Genomic DNA, 19,651 nt, shown 5'->3' on the forward strand with positions numbered 1-19,651 from the left:
TATGTATTTCACGGCAAGCCAACAAACTTCATTAGCGTTTCAAAAATGCTTTTTAAAAGAGAAACTGGGGGCAAGGGTACAACTTACACTATTCTTGCTTTTAGTACAGTTCATCTTTTCTAACATTGTGTCAGCCCAGGTATGCTGGTATTATACACCAGTTACAGTTAATAACCCTGGAGGTGTACTTAATAATTACCCCTTATTGGTAACATTAAATACACAAGTACTAATCAATGATGGCAAACTACGTGCTGATGGTGGAGATTTACGATTTGAGGTCTCACTAAATAGTGGCATATATTATACTCATTGGATTGAGAGTGGCTTAAATTCTTCAGAAACACGTATTTGGGTAAAGATAGCACCAAACTTACCTACTGGAAGTACAACAATATACGTTCGTCATGGTAACCCCTTACTAACGTATGCAAATGATCCACGAAGCGTTTTTCCCAATTTTTCAGGTCCTATAAATACTCCACCTAATTATACTGATGCAGCAATTCCTTTGGATAATGTGTACATACAATTTTCTTTTTATGAAGACGGGTTCACGGGAACAAGCACAAACCTCTGGGGTGGAATTATTGGGACACAATCTTTATTAGTAGGAGTAAGAGAAGGTAGTGGCTCATATGCAGATAAATATTGGTACGTAAATAGTATTGGCACAAGGTATCAGGTAAGGTGGTATTTGAATGGGAACTTAGGTAATCCATTAAATATTGATCGATCGCCCTTATCAATTGGTTGGCATAAGGTGCGAATGGCTTTATCTGGCGGTAATGCAAAACTATATTTTGATGATTATGAAAGTGATGTTTTTGCGTACAGTGCAGCTAGCTACAATGCGACAAATTTCACTTTCTATTCATCTGGTCACAGTGCCCGATTTGATAGTCTTTTTTATTTCAACTACCCCTCAGTGCAACCGACAGTGATGGTAGGCGCGATTTCCCCTTCGCAGCCTGCATCTCAGCCAACATCATTAACGCTGTCAGCTTCTTCAAGTTCGATTACAGGAAGCTACACACCCCCGGTAATTGCTCCATCAGGCTATCTTGTTGTTCGAAAATCCGGCTCAGCTCCAAGCTTTGTGCCGCAGGATGGAAATAACTATAGCGGATTGGTAACTGGTAACGAAGTGGTTGTATATGCAGGACCACTTACTTCCTTTACTGATAATTTTTTATCTCCTTGTACAGATTATTACTATCGAATCTTTGCTTATAACGAGAGTGCTTCTTGCATAGACTACCTGGTCGACTTGCCACTGGCAGGAAACCGGCAGACATCTTCTCAGCAACCAGTTTCGCAACCGTCCATGATGACTTTTGCCCAAGGTAGTGACTTTTCAATAGTAACAGTTAGTTACAACGCCACATCGGCCTCAACTACTACGGGTTATCTTGTTGTGAGAAACATAGGATCACAATCAACATTCGTGCCTGTTGATGGTACAGACTATGCATTCGGTTCAACAACTAGTAGTGGCATAGTTGTGTATAATGGATCGGATGTATCATTTCAGGAATCATCGCTTTTACCTTGTACAAGCTATTACTATAGCGTATTTGCATACAGTCGAAATGGTTCATGTATTGATTACCTCACTACATCACCTCTTTCCAGAAATTGGCAGACAGCTTCTCGCGAACCAACCACTCAACCATACTCAATAAGATTTAGTCCTTCCAGCACCTCTATGCAAGTGCAGTATACAGCACCTTCAACGATACCTTCAGGTTATTTAGTAGTACGAAAGATGGGATCACCACCTTCATCTGTTCCTGATGATGGAATTCGTTATGGAATTGGAGCAACGATGAATCCAACAGATCCAACTGAAATAGTTGCTTATGTCGGGGCTGGAACTTCGTTTTATGATTTTTCACTGACAAGTTGTATGAATTACTTTTATAATGTGTATAGTTATTATGAGGATGGTTCTTGTATCAATTACCTGACGACATCACCACTTTCTGGAAACCAACAGACTTTGTTGGATGAACCAACTGCTCAAGCAACATCGTTAACATTTACAAGTGTAGGTATTTCGTCAATGAACGTGCAATACACTATGTCTTCAGGTACTACAGGGTATTTAGTAGTACGAGGTGTCGGGTCGTCTCCATCTTTTTCGCCAACGGACAATACCTTGTACTCTACGGGGCAACAGATAACCGGTAACGATGTAGTAATAGCATACGTGGGGTCATCAAATAGCTTTACTGACATGATGCTCACAAGCTGTACAAACTATTTCTATCGTGTCTATGCTTATAACCAAAGCGGATCGTGCATTAATTACCTTGTTCAATCACCGCTTTCAGGATTTCAACAAACCTCTTCTCAATCGCCAGCAACCCAACCAACTTCACTTCGCTTTTCAATTTTAAGTAGCTCACAAATGAGAATTGAATATTCTCCGGCTACTGGTGTCGTAACTGGCTATTTGGTTCTAAGAAACATTAATTCTGATCCTGCTTTTGTTCCTGCAGATGGAGAAGCGTACACAATGGGAACAACTGTTGGAAACGACATGATCGTATATAAGGGATCTGACTTATCGTTTATCGAATCAATTTTACCCTGTACGGATTATCATTATAGTATTTTTGCTTATACTGAGAACGGTGCTTGTGTTGATTATTTTAATACTTCGCCCCTTATTGGCAGCAGACTTACACCTTCACGTGAGCCACTTTTGCAGCCTTTGTCGCTGATACTTTCACCGATTGGAATTTCGTCTATGGAGGTTCGGTATAGTGCACCTGCAACGGAACCTACTGGTTACATCGTTGTCAGGAAAATTGGTTCAAGACCCCTTTCGCCTCCGCAAGATGGAATCAATTATTCGAAGGGCGATATGGTGGGAACAGATGGAGTCGTTGCATACACTGGAGCGTTAAGCACCTTCATTGATGATGGATTGCAGAGTTGCACAAACTATTATTATGCAGTTTACGCTTACTACCAGGATGGCATATGTATTGATTACCTAATCTCATCACCACTTTTGGGAAACCAACAGACACTTCCAGATAAGCCCCTTTACCAACCAACTGGAATGCAATTTTCTAATGTCACTACAGCTGAAATGGATGTGAGCTTTAGTACCTCTTTCGATTTAGCCACCGGCTATTTAGTAATAAGGGGAGAGGGCTCTCCACCAACGTCCGTTCCCGTTGATGGGATTACCTATGTAGCAGGCGCACCGTTAGGTGATGGCATAATAGTATACACCGGACCACAGCGAATGTTCCATGAATCCTCATTGGAAAGTTGCACTAATTACTTTTATAAAATTTATGCATACAAAAGGAGTGGAGCCTGCGTGGGTTACCTGACTACAGCTCCCCTTACAGGCAATCAGCAAACACAAGCTCAAGCACAAGGTCCGATTTCTCAGCCGACCTCACTGGTATTCTCACCAGGATCAAGCTCATCGTCAGTAATTGTAAGTTACCGTGCAGCGTCAGAATTACCTTCAGGCTATATTGTAATTAGAAAAGATGGTTCCGCTCCAACATCCGTACCTGCTGATGGAGTATTCTACACTACAGGGTCAATACTAAGTGATGGGACGGTTGCTTATGTAGGACCCAATCTTTCTTTTACTGAAACAATTATTGGACCCTGTATAGATTATTATTACGCTATATACTCATTTAACGGAGGAGGGCTTTGTATCCAATACCTTTCAAGTGCACCGCTAACTGGGCATTACACCAACAAACTTACACCTGTAATTACATCCATATCGCCTAATGAAGGACAAGTAGACGATATTGTTATCATTCAAGGAAGTAATTTTAGTGAAGTGCCTGAAGACAATTTTGTTACATTTAATGGCGTCAGCGCAGTCGTTTTATCCTCCTCCACAAGCCAAATTGAATGTAAAGTTCCAGAAGGTTCCACAACAGGAAACATAAACGTACAGATATGTGGGGTATCTTCATTGAGTACCAGAAAGTTTACAGTTTATGACGATGAAATGATTATCAGTAATCTGATAACACCTTATGATGTGGACGGGATTAATGATAATTTTTACATAAAAAATATTCAGTTCACGAATAAGAATAAAGTAATTCTTATTGATCGTTACGGAGTTATTGTGAAACAATGGACAAACTTTAAAAACTTTGACGATCCAGATGGAGGCGAACATATCATAGACTTCAACCAATTAGTTCCTGGTAATTACATCTGTTTACTTGAGTACCAGCTTTTCAACGAAACTGTTACAAAGCGTAAAAAGCAGATGATTTCAATTTTAAAGAGTAAATGATGAGATCGTTAATACTATTTGTGGGCATTCTTATCGGTGTGCCAGCTGTGTGCCAGGATATACCTTTGTTCTCTCAGAAACTAACTAATTCATTTTTTTACAATCCAGCCTTGGCAGGACAAACAACAGGTTCTGCAACGTATACTTATCGAAGAAACTATGCAGATATAGAGGGTGGCCCTGAAGATCATTTTTTGAGTGCACATACGCCATTTTCGGGATATCGCTGTGGTGTTGGCCTTAACTTGTTTCAGGAGAAGGTGAACGTAATTCGGAATTCATTTGCCACAGCAGCCTTTGCATACCATATAAGAAATAAGTTCAAAGCAATTTCGGTTGGAGTGTCAACTGAATTTGGCACTTCTATTATCTCTGAGCCATCAAGCGTCAATCCTACCGTTATAGATCCGGTGTTAGAGGACTACCGTTCAAGAATTCCTGCTTTTGATGTTTCGTTTGGTGTGCACTATCAAACTCGGTACATCAAATCCGGATTTGCGCTCAATAAGATTGCATCTTCATGGGTAAAAAGTGGCTCTGATTTGTTTTCAAATTACTTTTCCACCTACCTGCAAGGTAGTATTCCGGTCCGAAGCGAGAAGGATGTTTTTGATCCATACATTTCATTGAGGAAATTTTCGCCACTTTATACATTGTGGGACTTGGGTGTTTTCTACACATATGCAGAAAAAATAATTGCAGGAGCGGCTGTACGAAAAGGTAATGCAATCAATGGAACTCTAGGGTTTTATATTTTTGAAAAAGTGATGGTAGCATATTCTCATGAATTAAATACATCAGGAATCAGATCTCAGCTTGGTTCAACAAGCGAGTTCACATTAAGAATCGATTTCTCATCTTATGCTGAGCGGAAAAGACTTCTTAGTGAATGTATCACACACCTCCCGTATGGTAAGCAAAAAGGAATTCAAGAGAGAAAGAAAGTGCAATCTTTTAAAAGTAAATATTTGAAAGGCAAAGGGCTTAAGAGAAGATACTAGCAGTATTGCACTGGAAACGGTAGTGTCTCAAAACAGAAAACTAATTTTTAGATCTAAATCCATAAGTGGTAATCTTTATTCTTATGCTGTAAGCGTGTTAAATATTAACGGAGGATCTATACGTTCTATTGAAGCCTCAGCGACAACCTTTCGCAGTTATCAGTCTATCACATTTAATTCATTGGCAGAAAGAATTTTTGGGGATGGTGATTTTGAGATAAATGCAGTGGCCAGTTCAGGGTTGTCGGTAAGCTTTGAGAGCTCGGAACCTTCGGTTGCCACCATAAATGGAAGCCAGGTGACTATTGTAGCTGCAGGTACTGCAGTAATTAAAGCTATTCAATCGGGTAACGAAAACTTTAATCCTGCTGATGTTGAACAAATCCTGGTAGTAAATAGTGCAGATCAGTCTGTCACATTTAATTCATTGGCAGAACGAATTTTTGGGGATGGTACTTTTGAGATAGAAGCAATTGCCGGTTCAGGGATCCCAGTAAGCTTTGAGAGCTTGGATCCTTCGGTTGCGATCATAAATGGAATCCAGGTAGCTATTGTAGGTGCAGGTACTACGTTAGTCAGAGCTATACAGAACGGAAATGAAAACTACAAAACAGCATCAGAAGTTCTGCAGACTCTGACTGTGAACAAAGCGGATCAAATAATCACATTTTCCGACTTTGGCACTACCCTAGAAGATTTTGATCTCATTGAATTAATGTCGTTAAGTTCAAGGAGCTTGCCCCTTCGGTTTGAAAGTAGCAATACAAATGTTGCATCAATACATAATAGTGTGGTTTTGTTACATGGCATTGGAGCAACAGTTATCACTGTTTTTCAGGATGGTAACAACAACTGCCATCCTACGGAATCAGTAAGTCGTACGTTAACGGTGAGCACTCTTACTGCTGTCGAGACTGATCAAGTAACTACCCAATTCGATATTTACCCTAATCCAAACAATCGGAATAATCAACATAGCGATAGCAAATACCAAAAGCCCTTATATTTTGGTACAGATGCAGTAGATAATACTTTTCAATTAATTCAAGAAGATGGGCCGACTATTAATGTTACTTTGATCAGTGATGTTAAAATGAAATTGGACTTTACTTTCGATATTCAGGATTAGCAATTTTAAAATATTGACTAATCCTGAACCTTAACGTTAGCTAAGAAATACTCCTTTCAAAAACTACTGAGGTATCAGTAATGTTTAATTTCATCAATTTAGACGCTTATTCTCCTCCATTCAAATTGAGACACTCTGACTGTCATAAATATTACAATATTTAGAAAAGCAAAGAGTCAAATGGCTTTTCCAATGAGAAATGAAACTAAAATGACTAGCGTGGTAACCTATAGTAATTAAGTTTGCTAATGAAAAATTATGAATATGGTATGCACCTGAGAAAAGCAGCAAAGCAAATCATGGAACAACTGGAATTTGCTATCAATTCAATGTCAGATGCTGACTACAGTACTAAGCTAGAGGTCTTAAACGGTTCAAGCATTGGTCAGCATGTAAGGCATATTTTGGAGTTCTTTGGTTGCTTGAACCAGGGATACTTTAATGGAATTGTAAACTATGATAAACGAAGGCGAGACTTTCTGCTCGAGTCGGATCGAATTACTGCGATCAGTTGGATAGCAAAAAATAGCGAGCAATTGCGCTATCACAGGTTGGAAAAGGTACTTAGTCTAGAGCTCAGTTACGATATCAATGGATTAGAAGCTGTTTCCTTGGAAACAAACTATCAGCGGGAACTTGTCTATAATATTGAGCATGCTGTCCATCACATGGCAATGATCAGAATCGGCCTAAAAGAAGTGAACTCATTTCTTGTGCTTCCTGAAAACTTTGGAGTAGCTGCATCTACCATCCGAAAAAAAGATTTGGCAGAGGATTAGACTGCATAGAATATTCAGGTGACAGAATGAAATGACTAGCGTTATCAAGAGCAATTTTCTGGGCAGTATTATTAATGCAGGAGTTCAACCTGCCATGCCCAACTCACATAGACGTTCGTTGCGCCTATTTAACATACTGATAATTTCAAATAGTCCTTTAGCCATTTTTATTAGCCTGATGCTAGCCAATGGTGAGATTCATGCCCTGCCTTTTACTGCTGCACTCATTACTTCGTTTGCTCTTATAACAATTCCACTTTTACACTATTATCATCTTTATCTGGCCGCGCAGATACTCTACTTTAGTATCGCTTGCGTAGCGACACTGATCCATGTCTACTATTATGGTGCCAATCTCCATATCGAGTTGGCGTTTGTTGCTATACTGGCTGGTACATTCGTATTTATTCCTCAACCGAAGCGTACCATTCAATTTGCCATATTTGTGGCTGCTTGCTACCTGCTATCGGTTTTTCTACTGAATAATCTGGAAACGCCTCAGCCGGTGGTATCCTCTGATATGGTCAAATATATCTATTATTCAGTTAGCCTGATTGTAATAATAATGACTCTGGCCTTGCTGAAGTATAGTCAGGAAAACTACGAAAGGGAACTAAGAGCTAACAGCGAAATAGTAAAGTTGCAGAGGGACGAGATAGAAACTCAACGTGACGAAATTATCAGCACAAATAATTTGTTGCGCGCCAGAGATCAAGGGATTACATCAAGCATTAAGTATGCTCATAGAATACAACATGCAATGTTACCTGCAGTTAATGAAATACAGAAGCACGTTACCGACCTCTTTCTGTATTTTAAGCCACGCGATGTTGTGAGCGGAGATTTCTACTGGTTTATGCAGACAAATGATAAGACATATCTCGCTATTGCTGACTGTACCGGACATGGTGTGCCAGGGGCGCTGATGAGCATGCTTGGGGGAAGCTTGCTGAATCAGATTATTCAGAGCACCCTGTCCGACAGTCCGCGTTTAATCTTAAAATACCTTGATATTCAGCTAATAAAGATGCTAAGCGGGGGAGGTGTTGAAACAATGGAAGGGATGGAGATGACGCTTTGCGTCATTGATAAAAAAAGCCGATCACTGAAAATCTCTTCAGCCAGCAGGCCATTTATTCTTATGCGAGATAATGTGTTACATGAATTTAAGGGAAGCAGAAATTTTATTGGGTCTAGCCTTAGTGAAAAATCACCCTTTGTAGAGATGGTATTTAGTCTAAAAGAGTGTGACACATTCTACTTTTATACCGATGGAATAACTGATCAATACGATGGGAGTGACTCAAAAAAATATTCAACTAAGCGATTGAAAGCACTAATAGAAAGTATACATCGGCTACCCCTCAAAGAACAGATGCAGTGTATTGAGAAAGAATTGCTGTCATGGATGCAAAAAACACCACAAACTGATGATATGCTTTTAATGGGAGTAAGGTTTTGATTTTTTGGTTAACAAAAAGTACAATCTATTGTAGTTTTTCTGACAATCCAATCTTCAGAAAGCACGTTCTATCTGGCATTTAATCCCCATAAAAATGAAAGTTCATGATTCAATCTCAGTAAAGATGGAGTACTTCTCCAATAGAAAATTATTAATTGTTACCTGGTACGGAGTTATCAGCACGGACCAGTTTATTGAAAAGATAAGCGTATTGCTGGAACTATGCCATCGATACAAGGTAAAATATATTATTGCAGATACTCAATTGCAAGCACCACTTACACAAGAAGCTACAGACTATGCGGCACGTGAACTAAATAAATTAGTGGAGTTTGGTGCTGAAAAAATACTTTTTGTGTTACCTGAAAGCATTTATACACAGATGTCAATGGAGATGTATACAGAGCAATTAGCACAACAGAGAAGCAATCAGTTTGCGTTATTTTTTAGTAGTCTGCAGGAAGCAGAGGTTTGGCTTAAAACTGAGAATAACTAGTTGATACTGGTATTTGTTTTACAAAAATGTGACAGATTCATTATGTCATAAAAGCGACAGTTTATTATTAAGCAGATGACGTTATTTGAATGTTATCAGTTTTTTCAACAAGTACAATCCATGGTTTTAGGTTATGATGCTGGATGCATTGGTGAAAAACTGATAACGTTTTGAATTTATGGTAGATTGAAATGAGACTAAGCTTTTTTCTAATTTTTACACTCGTTACCTTTTGCGCTTGTCGACAGCCTAATGCAATAGTTGATGAATCATTAGAATCAAAAACAATTTATGACTCATCGCGGTTTCCAACAAGCCTTGCCCAAGGGTTAACTGCCCATGGTGGCTTAGGTACGTGGAATAAGATTAATACAATGGAGTTTACTGTAAATGGAATGCTGGGAGGAAAAGACTTTGAAGAACCTGAACGGCAAGTAACAAATCTTAAGAACCGTAAAGAGAGAATATCAACAAACCTTTATACGATTGGATTTGATGGGAATGATGTCTGGGTAACTCCTCGATTAGAAGCATTTACAAGAACTCCGCCACGATTTTATCATGGTTTATACTTGTATTTTTTCAGTTTACCATTTATCATTACAGATCCAGGAGTTGAATATGAAGACCTTGGTCGACAAGAGGCAAACGGGAAAGTGTATAACGTTGTTCGATGTAGTTTTAGTAAAGGTATAGGGGACTCACCTCATGATGAATATTTTCTTCATTTTGATGTAACAACAAATTTGATGGAGGTAATACTGTACTCAGCGACCTATTTTACAAATAAAAAGGCTGAGCGATATGGGTTTGGACACTACAAAGAATGGCAAAGAGTAAATGGCTTGTTAGTGCCTTCAAAAATTGATTGGTATCAGTATGAAAACGGTAGAACAAAAGGAGAACCTTTTGCTACAGCAGTTTTTACAAATGTACTACTTAACGAACAAGCACCGCCCGACTCTTTGTTTGCCAGACCTGCCAATGCAGTAATTGATACATTGAGAGTAGAATAGAAATACCTTAAATTGGCAAACTATGAATAATGGGATAATTCATAGTTTCAAAGCTTATTAATTTAAATACTATTTTATAGCATTGAGTTGTTTACGAGCTTTCATTAGAATTGTGAATGCTCAACTCGTTAAAAGATTAGCAAAATTTCAAGATTTATAAAGAGAGAGAAAAAGTCACTGCCGCCTCTGCGTGTATTTTTGTTGTGTTAAGAACAGGAACTGAAACATCGTTTTGATGTATAATTAGAGGGATCTCCGTACACCCAAGAACAATACCCTCGGCTCCATTATCAACCAGTTCATCAATGATCTCGATGTACTTTTTTTTTGTAGACTCTTTGCAGATTCCTTTCCCCAATTCTTCGACAAGTGTTTGCTGTATAAAATCGCGTGTTTCTTGCTTTTCAGGAATGATTGCTTCAATTCCCACTTGCCTAAGACTTAGCCTGTAAAAATCCATTTCCATTGTAAACTTTGTACCTAGTAATCCTACTTTTTTTATATCCTGTTTATGTGCGGCATCAGATGTTGCTGTAATCACATCGATGATGGGCAGTCCAGTTTCTTCTTCAAGCTTACTCGCCATCATGTGAGCAGTGTTGGCACAGAGTACAATTACTTCAGCACCGCCTTTTTTAAGACTAAGACAAGCCTTATACAACAACTCGAATGAATTGCTCCAACCCTTAGCCTGGATATCTCCAAAATTGAGGGAATAAACTATGCATTCAGCGAAGTTTAAACCACCAACTTTTTCGTTAATTCCTTCATTAATATACCTGTAATATTCGATGGTTGAAACCCAACTAATTCCACCAACAAGCCCAATTTTTTTCATTAGTAATTATGTTAAATTCTAAAGGCAATTGAGTGTGTTAAAACCTAACTATTCTTATTCGTTCAGGATTATTTTCCTTGAAATTACCACCGAAAGAAGGCTGTGGCTGTAAATTGGCAAGTTAGCCAAATTTCCACTTGCTTACTTTACAACAAATACAAATTCACTACCTGGTGCATCGTTCCCGAATTTCCCAAATTTAGGTTCTGGCACATTTTTTTCAATGCCACTAAGAAGCTCGTTAAGACTGAGAATGCCATCATTGCCCCCTTTAGTCTTTAGTGCATCAATAAACTTACTGGCAAATGGAGAATGCTTTCCTTTCACGCCATCAGAAACATACTCTTTACCACCGCTGGTTAAATACTTACGTGTCTTATACGCTAACTTTCGGGTGATAAACTCGCTTTGCGATACATCTTTGTAAATGCTCTCCACACTTCTTGCTGAGGCAATGGCTTCATCGAACGTTCCGCTAAAGCAAACATCCATTACTAATAAGATATGCTCGCATGGAATATTGTTAATATTAGAACGTAATCGGTTGTGCGATACATAGGATGAGTTTGAGGCATCGTTAGGTAGAGACTCTTTGGTTACAATGTACCCTTCTTTGAATGTGTCATCATAATGACCGTGTCCGGCAAAGAAAATAAACAATTGATCCAATGGCTGATATTTCTTTTCTGCATATTCACGCAGTTTAGCCCAGATTGCTTCCTGCGATGGGTTCTCTATTATTTCGGTATTAAATCCGTACGCTTCTTCTAATTCTCTTCTTATGGTGTTTCCATCAAAAACAGGGTTGACCAGTTCGGGCCAATTATCATACTTATCTGTTACAATAATAAGTGCGTAATCCTTTCTGTTAAGTTTCGAAGCATCTGCTAATGCAGTTTCTCCAATATGAAAAATTCGTTGACCATAGGCACGAATACCTTCCATATTTTCTACCACAATTTCAATTTCGTTTACACCTTCTGAAAAAACGACATTTTGATCGATTGCAATTTCGTGTTTTTCGCTTTCTTTTGGGTTAATTACTTTGGATAAAAGAGTTTTTCTAATCTCTCCATCGACCTTATATGAATTCAACGTAATATTTTTTAATACGCTTTTGGAGTATACAGTAAAGTTTAAGTTCGCCTTCAACTCTTTTTGAAAAATCGTTTCATTTTTTGGTGATGTCCAGACTATTTTCGGAAAGCTTGAGTTTTTTTCGTTTTTAGAATCTGTTAGATCAATTAACACTTTGTCAGTCTTTGACCGAATTACCTGTGCTCCTGAATTGAATAGAATTAATAGGGCAAGTGTTGTGTGTAATAGTTTCATGGTGTGGTAAAATTAATTTGTACTTTTGGGTACTCCTACTGATGTTATATCAACTAAATCGTTGTTGCTATTTCCCGATCCTTCCGCTAGTTGTTGTATAAGAAGTACAGCACCTGTTCCAATGATTGTGAGCACGCCCACTTTCACAGTCCAGGGTATCTTTGGTTTTATTGCAAAATTCTCAGAGGTGATAACTTCATCTCTATTTTTTGTATTCGTGAATTTCAGGGTGTAATTCTTAGCTGGTTTTATGTGCGCATGAACCAGCCATTCAAATTTCCCTGTGTTTGGTACGTTACGGTCGCTACTGATTCGAGTTGTTCCTTTGTATAATTCAATATCAATGTGACCGCTAAGATTTCCTGAGGTCCACACAAGTGGATAGCTCTTTCCCCGTTTATACTTTTTTGCAATGGTTCTATTAGCAAGTTTAAGAAAGGGTACAAATATCCTGGCCGTTAGTTCTAGTTCAATTTGGCCTTTGTAATTACCTAGCTCTTGTTTAATGTACCAAACTATTGTTTTGTTTTTGCCCGGTTTTACTTCGGGGCCGACATCGCCTGATACTTTAACTAAAGGCGCACTAAAACTGTCGTGTGAGGCAAACAGACTTACCTGGTATTCATGCATTGGATTTATGTCATCAATGATGTAGTGAACAATAATCTTATCCTTTGCAATTTCTGTCCACTCAATTTCTACCTTTTGGGAATAGCTATTTGCACAGACCAGAGAAATTAAGGCAACAGTAGTAAAAAATTTTTGCAATAACGGGATGGGAATTTTCATACTAATGATTTTGGGATACTTTGCTAAATTGTCCTGTATGCACCTGATTGCCAATGACAATACGGTAGACATACATGCCATCGGCAACTAATTCTCCTTTGTTATTATTTCCATTCCATTTAATTTGTCTGAGTGTTGTTTGCGTTTCGTTCATTTCGGTATAGATACAAACCCCAGTTAAGGTAAAAACAGAAAACCTAATTGTCGATGAAGCTGCTTCATAGGGTAGACCAACAGCAATGGTCGCTGGATATGAATCATTAAATGGATTGGGATAGGGTGACGAAATCTGAATATGGTCAGGTGCTATTTCATCGCGTATTTTTTTTCCATAATAGATTTTAAACTCTCCCGATTCAATTGAGTGAAATGTGTAGGAATTTGAGCTTGTCATATCAACTACTGTATTTTTTCGAATATCAAAAAGATACAGCTCTACGCCACTATGTTCCTGCACACGAAGCTCCGGCCAGGTTAGTTCTACTTCAGATGGGTTTGCTACCTGAACGTTAAATCTCCACACATGTTTGTCGCTAAAGGGTACTATATCCAATGCAAAATTTCCGGGTTTGCTCTCTGGGTGTAAAAATTGAAGTTCCATACCAGACGTTATGCCTGGTGGATTGAGGTCATCGTACTTGTCTTTTTGTAGTGCGGCCGATGGATGCATACCAAAACCTGAGAATGAATTTTCTACCTGGCCTTGTTTAGCTGTAAATAGAATCTTCCATTGATGCGCACCAATAGTTTCAATTGTTATGTCCCTCGTTCTTGCCTGCGGATTGCTTTGGCCTTTGAAGGGGATTGTAATAATTGTTTCAGAGGTGCCGTCCAGATACACAAATCCGCCCTCAAATGAATTGAGTTCATCAGATTTACTATAACTTCCTCTGTATACATAAAGACTATTAAGTTCAGCACTAGAATTAAACGCTTTTACATCTTCCCAATTAATCGGTACAGTATATGGATTGCCGATTAGGTTCCAACCAGGCTTAAGAGACAGTTGGTATAAATTACTTATAAAATTTGGAGGGGCATCCTGGGAAGGGGGTTCAATTTCAATGCCATTGGAAAACGAAGCAGTTTGTTTTCCAATAATAATAAAATAACCACGTCCGCGCTCTATGTTAGTAAAATTTGCGTATTCATTAAAATCTCCTTTGCCATCATTTGTGTCGTACCTGTATATCCTAAATGCTGCTTTGTTCTCTGTTCCCAGATCCGTGAAAATGCGTGCAATACTATTGTTTTGAATAATGTAGGGGACTGAAAAAATCCTGTAATTTTCTGCATTGGATCCAAACGATAAATTGGAAGCAGGGATTCTGGCATCGCTCTCTCGCAAGAATGACTGTAACGTACCTGTTGCCGGAAAACGACTTACATTAGAGGCGTCTCTGATCTCGAAGTAGTATTCCATCCCCATGTTATCGTACCAATTATCTGGGCTGTCTAAATCAGGAACATCAACTCCAAATTCATTATTGGGAAGCATCTCAAGAAACGTATTGCGGTACGCTTCAGGGGTTGCACTAATGGGTTTGTAAAATATTTTGGCAGAGACTACACCAACATTATCACTTGCAATAACGGTTAGTTTTGCTGTGTTATTCTTTATTAACACGAATTGTGTAGTGGGTGAATTAACCAATGGTGCACTATTATCGACTGGAGAATTCCGAAATGTAAAATTGCTTGACGAGTAAAAACCTGAAACCGGACTGCCGCCCAGTATACTCAGTGCACCCACATGTTTTTGCGCGCCCACTTCTGATAATCGTGGCATAACACCGGCACTAACCGCTTGAAATGGAATGTGTACTTGCTGCGCCATTGCTATACCATTAAGCAGTATACAATACAGTGTAATTATCTTTTTCATGCAGACACCATTATTTACTTGCTTTACTTGCAGTAACTTCGGTGGGGGAGGAAGAACGGAGTATCAGCCCCTTTAACTTCTCAATTTCATTTTGTAGTTCTGTGATTTGCTTCTGTTGCTCTTTTACAGCATTTACGAGCACGTAGCTAAGTGCAGAGCTGTTATACACAAGCATCTCTGTTTCATGTTCATCATCATTAGTCAGCTTCCTCATTTCAGTTTTCACCATATAAGGTGCTACAGGCAGAATGTCCTGTGCGATAACTCCGATCTTTTCTTCTCCATTATCCAATGACCCGCCTAAGCCATTATAGAAATATTTTACTGGATTAATTTTTAGTAGTGTGCTGAGTCCATCACTAAAAGATGCAATATTTTTCTTGGTTCGTGCGTCAGAGACGACTGTAAAGTTAGATTGACCGGAATAGGGTGTCCCGTTTAGATAGGTAGTACCTACTACATGTAATTTATAAGATGCTGAAGATATCCCAATCCCAAGATCTCCGGATAAATAATTTCGATCTTCTCCCTGAATGTACAGCCCAAACTCAGAGGCAGCATCACCAGTTGTTTCTCCACGAAACATATAAGTTATACCCATACCATTATTATTTGGAATGGCGTAAAAGCCATAAACATCGCCTGCTTTTCCCAATGGTTTTGTTGGAGCGGAATGAACACCAATAGCCCGCCCACTATTACCATTATGACTTACCACATTATAACTTCCATAGTTGTCGGTGGTATTGGAAAAACCAACTGAAATATTGTTCCAGCTGCCATAGCCAACGCTTGATCCTAATCCTCCATTGTTAACAATTGAATTGAATGTACCTACTAATGGATTCCCTGCACCTGTAACATTTGTGCGCAGACCATACTGCTGTGAAGCCGCTAATCCGTAATTATTACTCACAACTATTCCGCCTGCACTATTATTGGCAGTGGCCACTGTTAATGCGTCAGATGTAGAGGTTGCGCCTATGCCCATTCTTCGTGTAGTATTATCCCAGGTAAGTTCAGAAGGCACCGCAAGCGAAGAGTTAGTCCAGTAGGCTAAGTGATTATTGGCGCCACTTGCTGTTACATTGCTGAAATTAATTCCAGAGCCAATTTTTGATCCACTCAGCATGCCATCAGCAAGGTCTTGTAGGTTGGCATCAAGTACGGTGGAAGGTAAACTTCCCGTAGTAATTTTCGAAGCGTCAATGCCAGTGGCAAGTTTGCTGTTGGTAACAACACCATCCGCAATCTCGGCTGTGGTAACAGCATTGTCTGCTAACTTAGTATTATCAACAGCATCAGCAGCAAGTTTGTTGTTAGTAACAGCATTGTCAAGAAGTTCTGCTGTTCCTACAGCACCATCAGAAAGTTTTGAATTGTCGACAGCATCGATTGCAATTTTAAGATTAGTCACTGAATTATCAGCCAGTTTTAAGCCTGTTACAGATGCATTAATCAGGTTAAGTCCGTTTATTCCATCACCAACCTTTGTTCCAGTTAATTCGCCATCCGACAGATCTCTTAAATGTATGCTTAATCTGTCATCCGGTATTGTTCCGGAAATAAGCCCTCCGGCATCAAGTTGCTGCGCTCTAAAAGCATTAAAGGCATACGGAACGGAAGTGAGCTGAACCCGATTAGGTTGATTGATTTCGTCTACAGTGACGCCTATCCAATATTGTTGCAATCCGAGAGTTGAAGGTAACGGAGCGTTATTCGGTCCGGTACCATCTCCAATAATGACGTTAAAATAGCCCCTTGCTGTCTGGACGCTCAGTGCCCCACGGGTCAATTCTGGAGTTGCATCAGGATTGTTGCTGCTGTAAAAGCTAAAACGTACCTGATGTTCACCATCTCCAACAGGATTTCCGAGAGCATCTAAAACTATACCTTGATACGCTAAAGTACCTGGTATTTGAGCGTACCCATTTATAACGAGTATTGCAGCAATAAGTGTTATGATGTTCTTTTTCATAAAAGACTTTTAATTCGACTGTTCTTGCAAAATGCATGTGTGCAATTAACCGAATTGCAAGAAATATTACTTTTTATAGAAGTTTAGTTTCTTTTGAGTTAACAGATTGATGTGTTGCTACTGTTACACGTATTAATCAATTGAGTGTATACCGACATAATCTCAGATATAAGATAGTTGCTACCCGGTAGAAATACCGAGTAGCAACAGCCGCCTGCCCATAATTCTCAAATTGCTGCACGTGTTAACTTGACTGCATGCCAAAAGTAGGTAGCAGTTTTATATGAATACAATTTTTTAAATAGATTTTTGGTATACAAATTATAATACATTACGGCACAGTGCATTTGAAATCTATTCAGCTACTAATAGGTATATCAGTATAGATGTAAATTGACTTATTTACCCCTATGTAGTCATTCCACTTATTTACTAATTCGTCATGTACACTCTAAATCCACTGTTTCTTATGCTTTCTGATAGTTGCTTCTGCTAAATTTGTATTGTCGGCAAGTAATAATATTTTTAATTCAATACAGACTTGTGTCTTTTATCCTAAAGAATTTATGATGAATGAGCTTTGGCTAAATGTAATCAACCTCGGAGTGGTTAACGATATGCCAATTCGTAAACAACGATCCATTCGCAACCTAAATATTTTGTCGATCTGTTCGTTTCCTTTCCCTTTTATTCTTGCGCTACTTGTAACAAAGGATGACTTTCATGTCATCCCATTTTTTGCCGGAACATTAATGTCTCTAAATTTATTGATGCTGCCTTTTTTTAATTACAGACGGCTCTATTTCCTTGGTAAAATGGTGCACTATATTATTATGCTTTCCGGAATAACATTAAGCACTTACTATTATGGATTTGGCTTTGGTATTGAGCTGACTGTGTTGATTATGTTCTTGGGAGCCTTTACATTTTCAGAAGATTTGCCTGAGGTATTCTTCTTTGCAATTTTATCTGTAGTGGCTTTTATTATATGCATTTTTATTGGATATAATACAAAGCCGATCATGCATTTTGCAGATAAAGAGGCCCTTCATATTACATTTGCTTCATTAACATTTATTATTATTTTCTTTTCTATGCTTATCCTTCGTAGAGAGCAAGATCAATATGAAAAATCAATTGATGAAAAAAATAGATTACTCTCGTTACAAAAGGAAGAACTTCAGGCCCAAAATGAGAGTACGACTCAATTGATAAAACAGGTATCCAGTAAAAATCGGGAGATCACATCCGGTATTGCATACGCAAATAGAATACAGCAAGTTATTTTGCCCTCCCTCGAAACAATTCAACGTGATCTTCCTGGTACAATTTTACTCTTTAAACCGCGCAACGTTGTAAGTGGTGACTTTTACTGGCATTATCGCAAAGCCGATAAAATCTATCTCGCTGTTGCCGATTGCACAGGACATGGAGTCTCTGGTGCACTCTTATCAATGCTAGGTAGCAGCATTTTGTCACAGATTGTACAAAGCACACTTGCTGAGAGTCCTGCCCTAATATTAAAGTACCTGGATATTCAGCTCTCTGATCTGCTTAATAAAGAAAAGACAGAAACCTCTGACGGTATGGAAATTGTGCTGTTTGTTTTGGATAAGCAAAGCAATGTAATAAGACTCTGCTCAGCTAATCGAAAATTTATACTTTTCCGAAATGGATTAATAACTGAATATAGAGGCAGTCGCTATTACATTGGAAAGGGTACATTCAATGAGGTGAACTTTATTGAAGAAAGGATAACCCTGCAAGTGAACGATCAACTCTATTTATATACCGATGGTATAACTGATCAATTTGATAATACGAACAAAAAGAAATTTGGGACAAAGCAATTAAGAACAATGCTGGAGATAACTTCGACACTGCCGATTCACCAACGTCATACTTTCATCGACTCGATGTTACAAGAATGGCAAGGACAGAGCGAACAAACTGATGACATTTTGTTAATGGGAATTCAGTTTTAGGATAGGTGCACAATTAAAGTAGAATGGAAAATATGGATGGTGTGAGATTTCATCAGGTTTTGCAGGATAAAGAAATTGTTTTTTGTTACAAGGGTCTTTTAAACAAAGATTTAAACACAGCACTCCTTGATCAACTCGAAACAAGTCTTAAGAATTTGGAGAATGACTTGCAAACACGGAAACGTGTTTATAATATTCTAATTGAATGTTTACAAAACATTTCACACCATAGCGATAAAGCATATGGTATAGATAAGGACGTCAATAGTATTCTTATTTACTCACATCAAAATTTCTACGCGATCCATACGAATAATATAGTACAAAATACAAATTCGAAGCTATTATTGGCACGGCTTGAGGAAATCAGCTCTCTGAATGGTACGAAACTTAAAGAGGAGTATACCAGAATATTAAAAAATGGGACCCTCTCTGCAAAAGGAACAGCTGGTCTCGGATTCATTGATATAGCAAAGAAATCTAATCAAAAATTTATTTACTCGATAGAGAAAATTAGTGATTCTCATTCCCAATTCCACTTTACAGTATATATACCAAAGAACCTCTGTAAAAAGCCAGTGTAAGACCCTTATAGCTAGTTCTAAGCAAAAGGATATAACTAGAATGACTGTCGCAGTACAGTTAAATACGAAAGGAATAGAAA

General features: G+C 38.5%; 14 protein-coding genes. 9 read left to right on the forward strand and 5 right to left on the reverse strand.

What is annotated here, in order from left to right; translation table 11 throughout:
- Position 1 precedes the first annotated feature (1 nt).
- The 7 genes from ACO1XM_RS04050 (at position 2) to ACO1XM_RS04080 (ending at position 10,180) form a co-directional block, all read left to right on the forward strand.
- On the forward strand, positions 2-4,297 hold the full coding sequence (locus tag ACO1XM_RS04050) for a DUF2341 domain-containing protein (protein ID WP_486226081.1): 4,296 nt from the start codon (positions 2-4) through the stop codon (positions 4,295-4,297).
- Positions 4,294-5,298, forward strand: a complete 1,005-nt coding sequence (locus ACO1XM_RS04055) for a PorP/SprF family type IX secretion system membrane protein (RefSeq protein ID WP_486226082.1) — start codon at positions 4,294-4,296, stop codon at positions 5,296-5,298. The genes ACO1XM_RS04050 and ACO1XM_RS04055 overlap by 4 nt, the downstream gene beginning before the upstream one ends.
- 94 nt (positions 5,299-5,392) lie before the next feature.
- Positions 5,393-6,427 carry a hypothetical protein gene (locus ACO1XM_RS04060; protein WP_486226084.1) on the forward strand — a complete coding sequence of 345 codons (1,035 nt, stop codon included), beginning with the start codon at positions 5,393-5,395 and terminating at the stop codon, positions 6,425-6,427.
- Positions 6,428-6,675: 248 nt separating this feature from the next.
- A complete protein-coding gene (locus ACO1XM_RS04065; RefSeq protein WP_486226086.1) occupies positions 6,676-7,206 on the forward strand; it encodes a DinB family protein in 531 nt (176 codons plus the stop codon).
- Between the two features lie 31 nt (positions 7,207-7,237).
- Positions 7,238-8,668 carry a PP2C family protein-serine/threonine phosphatase gene (locus ACO1XM_RS04070; RefSeq protein WP_486226088.1) on the forward strand — a complete coding sequence of 477 codons (1,431 nt, stop codon included), beginning with the start codon at positions 7,238-7,240 and terminating at the stop codon, positions 8,666-8,668.
- Positions 8,669-8,762: 94 nt separating this feature from the next.
- A complete protein-coding gene (locus tag ACO1XM_RS04075) occupies positions 8,763-9,164 on the forward strand; it encodes a hypothetical protein (RefSeq protein WP_486226090.1) in 402 nt (133 codons plus the stop codon).
- Positions 9,165-9,538: 374 nt separating this feature from the next.
- Entirely contained in the window at positions 9,539-10,180 is a 642-nt protein-coding gene (locus tag ACO1XM_RS04080; protein WP_486226092.1) for a DUF6503 family protein, read from the forward strand.
- A gap of 154 nt (positions 10,181-10,334) precedes the next feature.
- Here ACO1XM_RS04080 and ACO1XM_RS04085 read toward each other — a convergent pair whose 3' ends face one another.
- The 5 genes from ACO1XM_RS04085 to ACO1XM_RS04105 all read right to left on the reverse strand — a co-directional run bounded on the left by ACO1XM_RS04085 (position 10,335) and on the right by ACO1XM_RS04105 (position 17,002).
- Positions 10,335-11,018: an aspartate/glutamate racemase family protein gene (locus ACO1XM_RS04085; RefSeq protein ID WP_486226094.1), complete on the reverse strand. Its 684-nt coding sequence runs from the start codon at positions 11,016-11,018 to the stop codon at positions 10,335-10,337.
- Positions 11,019-11,159: 141 nt separating this feature from the next.
- Positions 11,160-12,350, reverse strand: coding sequence for a caspase family protein (locus ACO1XM_RS04090; RefSeq protein WP_486226096.1), 1,191 nt, complete (start codon positions 12,348-12,350; stop codon positions 11,160-11,162).
- A 12-nt stretch (positions 12,351-12,362) separates the two neighbouring features.
- A complete protein-coding gene (locus tag ACO1XM_RS04095) occupies positions 12,363-13,139 on the reverse strand; it encodes a hypothetical protein (protein WP_486226098.1) in 777 nt (258 codons plus the stop codon).
- A gap of 1 nt (position 13,140) precedes the next feature.
- Positions 13,141-15,024 carry a T9SS type A sorting domain-containing protein gene (locus tag ACO1XM_RS04100; protein WP_486226100.1) on the reverse strand — a complete coding sequence of 628 codons (1,884 nt, stop codon included), beginning with the start codon at positions 15,022-15,024 and terminating at the stop codon, positions 13,141-13,143.
- A 10-nt stretch (positions 15,025-15,034) separates the two neighbouring features.
- Positions 15,035-17,002, reverse strand: a complete 1,968-nt coding sequence (locus tag ACO1XM_RS04105; RefSeq protein WP_486226102.1) for a tail fiber domain-containing protein — start codon at positions 17,000-17,002, stop codon at positions 15,035-15,037.
- A 566-nt stretch (positions 17,003-17,568) separates the two neighbouring features.
- Here ACO1XM_RS04105 and ACO1XM_RS04110 point away from each other — a divergent pair.
- Both ACO1XM_RS04110 and ACO1XM_RS04115 read left to right on the forward strand, forming a co-directional pair.
- Positions 17,569-18,987 carry a PP2C family protein-serine/threonine phosphatase gene (locus tag ACO1XM_RS04110; protein ID WP_486226104.1) on the forward strand — a complete coding sequence of 473 codons (1,419 nt, stop codon included), beginning with the start codon at positions 17,569-17,571 and terminating at the stop codon, positions 18,985-18,987.
- Positions 18,988-19,010: 23 nt separating this feature from the next.
- Positions 19,011-19,571, forward strand: coding sequence for a SiaB family protein kinase (locus ACO1XM_RS04115; RefSeq protein WP_486226106.1), 561 nt, complete (start codon positions 19,011-19,013; stop codon positions 19,569-19,571).
- Positions 19,572-19,651 lie beyond the last annotated feature (80 nt).

The organism is Chryseotalea sp., from assembly GCF_057350905.1.

Bases quoted from the DNA above. Each gene is read 5' to 3' on its own strand.
- ACO1XM_RS04055 (WP_486226082.1), top strand. From the start codon at position 4,294: ATGATGAGATCGTTAATACTATTTGTGGGCATTCTTATCGGTGTGCCA.
- ACO1XM_RS04100 (WP_486226100.1), bottom strand. From the start codon at position 15,024: ATGAAAAAGATAATTACACTGTATTGTATACTGCTTAATGGTATAGCA.
- ACO1XM_RS04075 (WP_486226090.1), top strand. From the start codon at position 8,763: ATGAAAGTTCATGATTCAATCTCAGTAAAGATGGAGTACTTCTCCAAT.
- ACO1XM_RS04070 (WP_486226088.1), top strand. From the start codon at position 7,238: ATGACTAGCGTTATCAAGAGCAATTTTCTGGGCAGTATTATTAATGCA.
- ACO1XM_RS04105 (WP_486226102.1), bottom strand. From the start codon at position 17,002: ATGAAAAAGAACATCATAACACTTATTGCTGCAATACTCGTTATAAAT.
- ACO1XM_RS04090 (WP_486226096.1), bottom strand. From the start codon at position 12,350: ATGAAACTATTACACACAACACTTGCCCTATTAATTCTATTCAATTCA.
- ACO1XM_RS04065 (WP_486226086.1), top strand. From the start codon at position 6,676: ATGAAAAATTATGAATATGGTATGCACCTGAGAAAAGCAGCAAAGCAA.
- ACO1XM_RS04095 (WP_486226098.1), bottom strand. From the start codon at position 13,139: ATGAAAATTCCCATCCCGTTATTGCAAAAATTTTTTACTACTGTTGCC.
- ACO1XM_RS04080 (WP_486226092.1), top strand. From the start codon at position 9,539: ATGGAGTTTACTGTAAATGGAATGCTGGGAGGAAAAGACTTTGAAGAA.
- ACO1XM_RS04085 (WP_486226094.1), bottom strand. From the start codon at position 11,018: ATGAAAAAAATTGGGCTTGTTGGTGGAATTAGTTGGGTTTCAACCATC.
- ACO1XM_RS04115 (WP_486226106.1), top strand. From the start codon at position 19,011: ATGGAAAATATGGATGGTGTGAGATTTCATCAGGTTTTGCAGGATAAA.
- ACO1XM_RS04050 (WP_486226081.1), top strand. From the start codon at position 2: ATGTATTTCACGGCAAGCCAACAAACTTCATTAGCGTTTCAAAAATGC.
- ACO1XM_RS04110 (WP_486226104.1), top strand. From the start codon at position 17,569: ATGATGAATGAGCTTTGGCTAAATGTAATCAACCTCGGAGTGGTTAAC.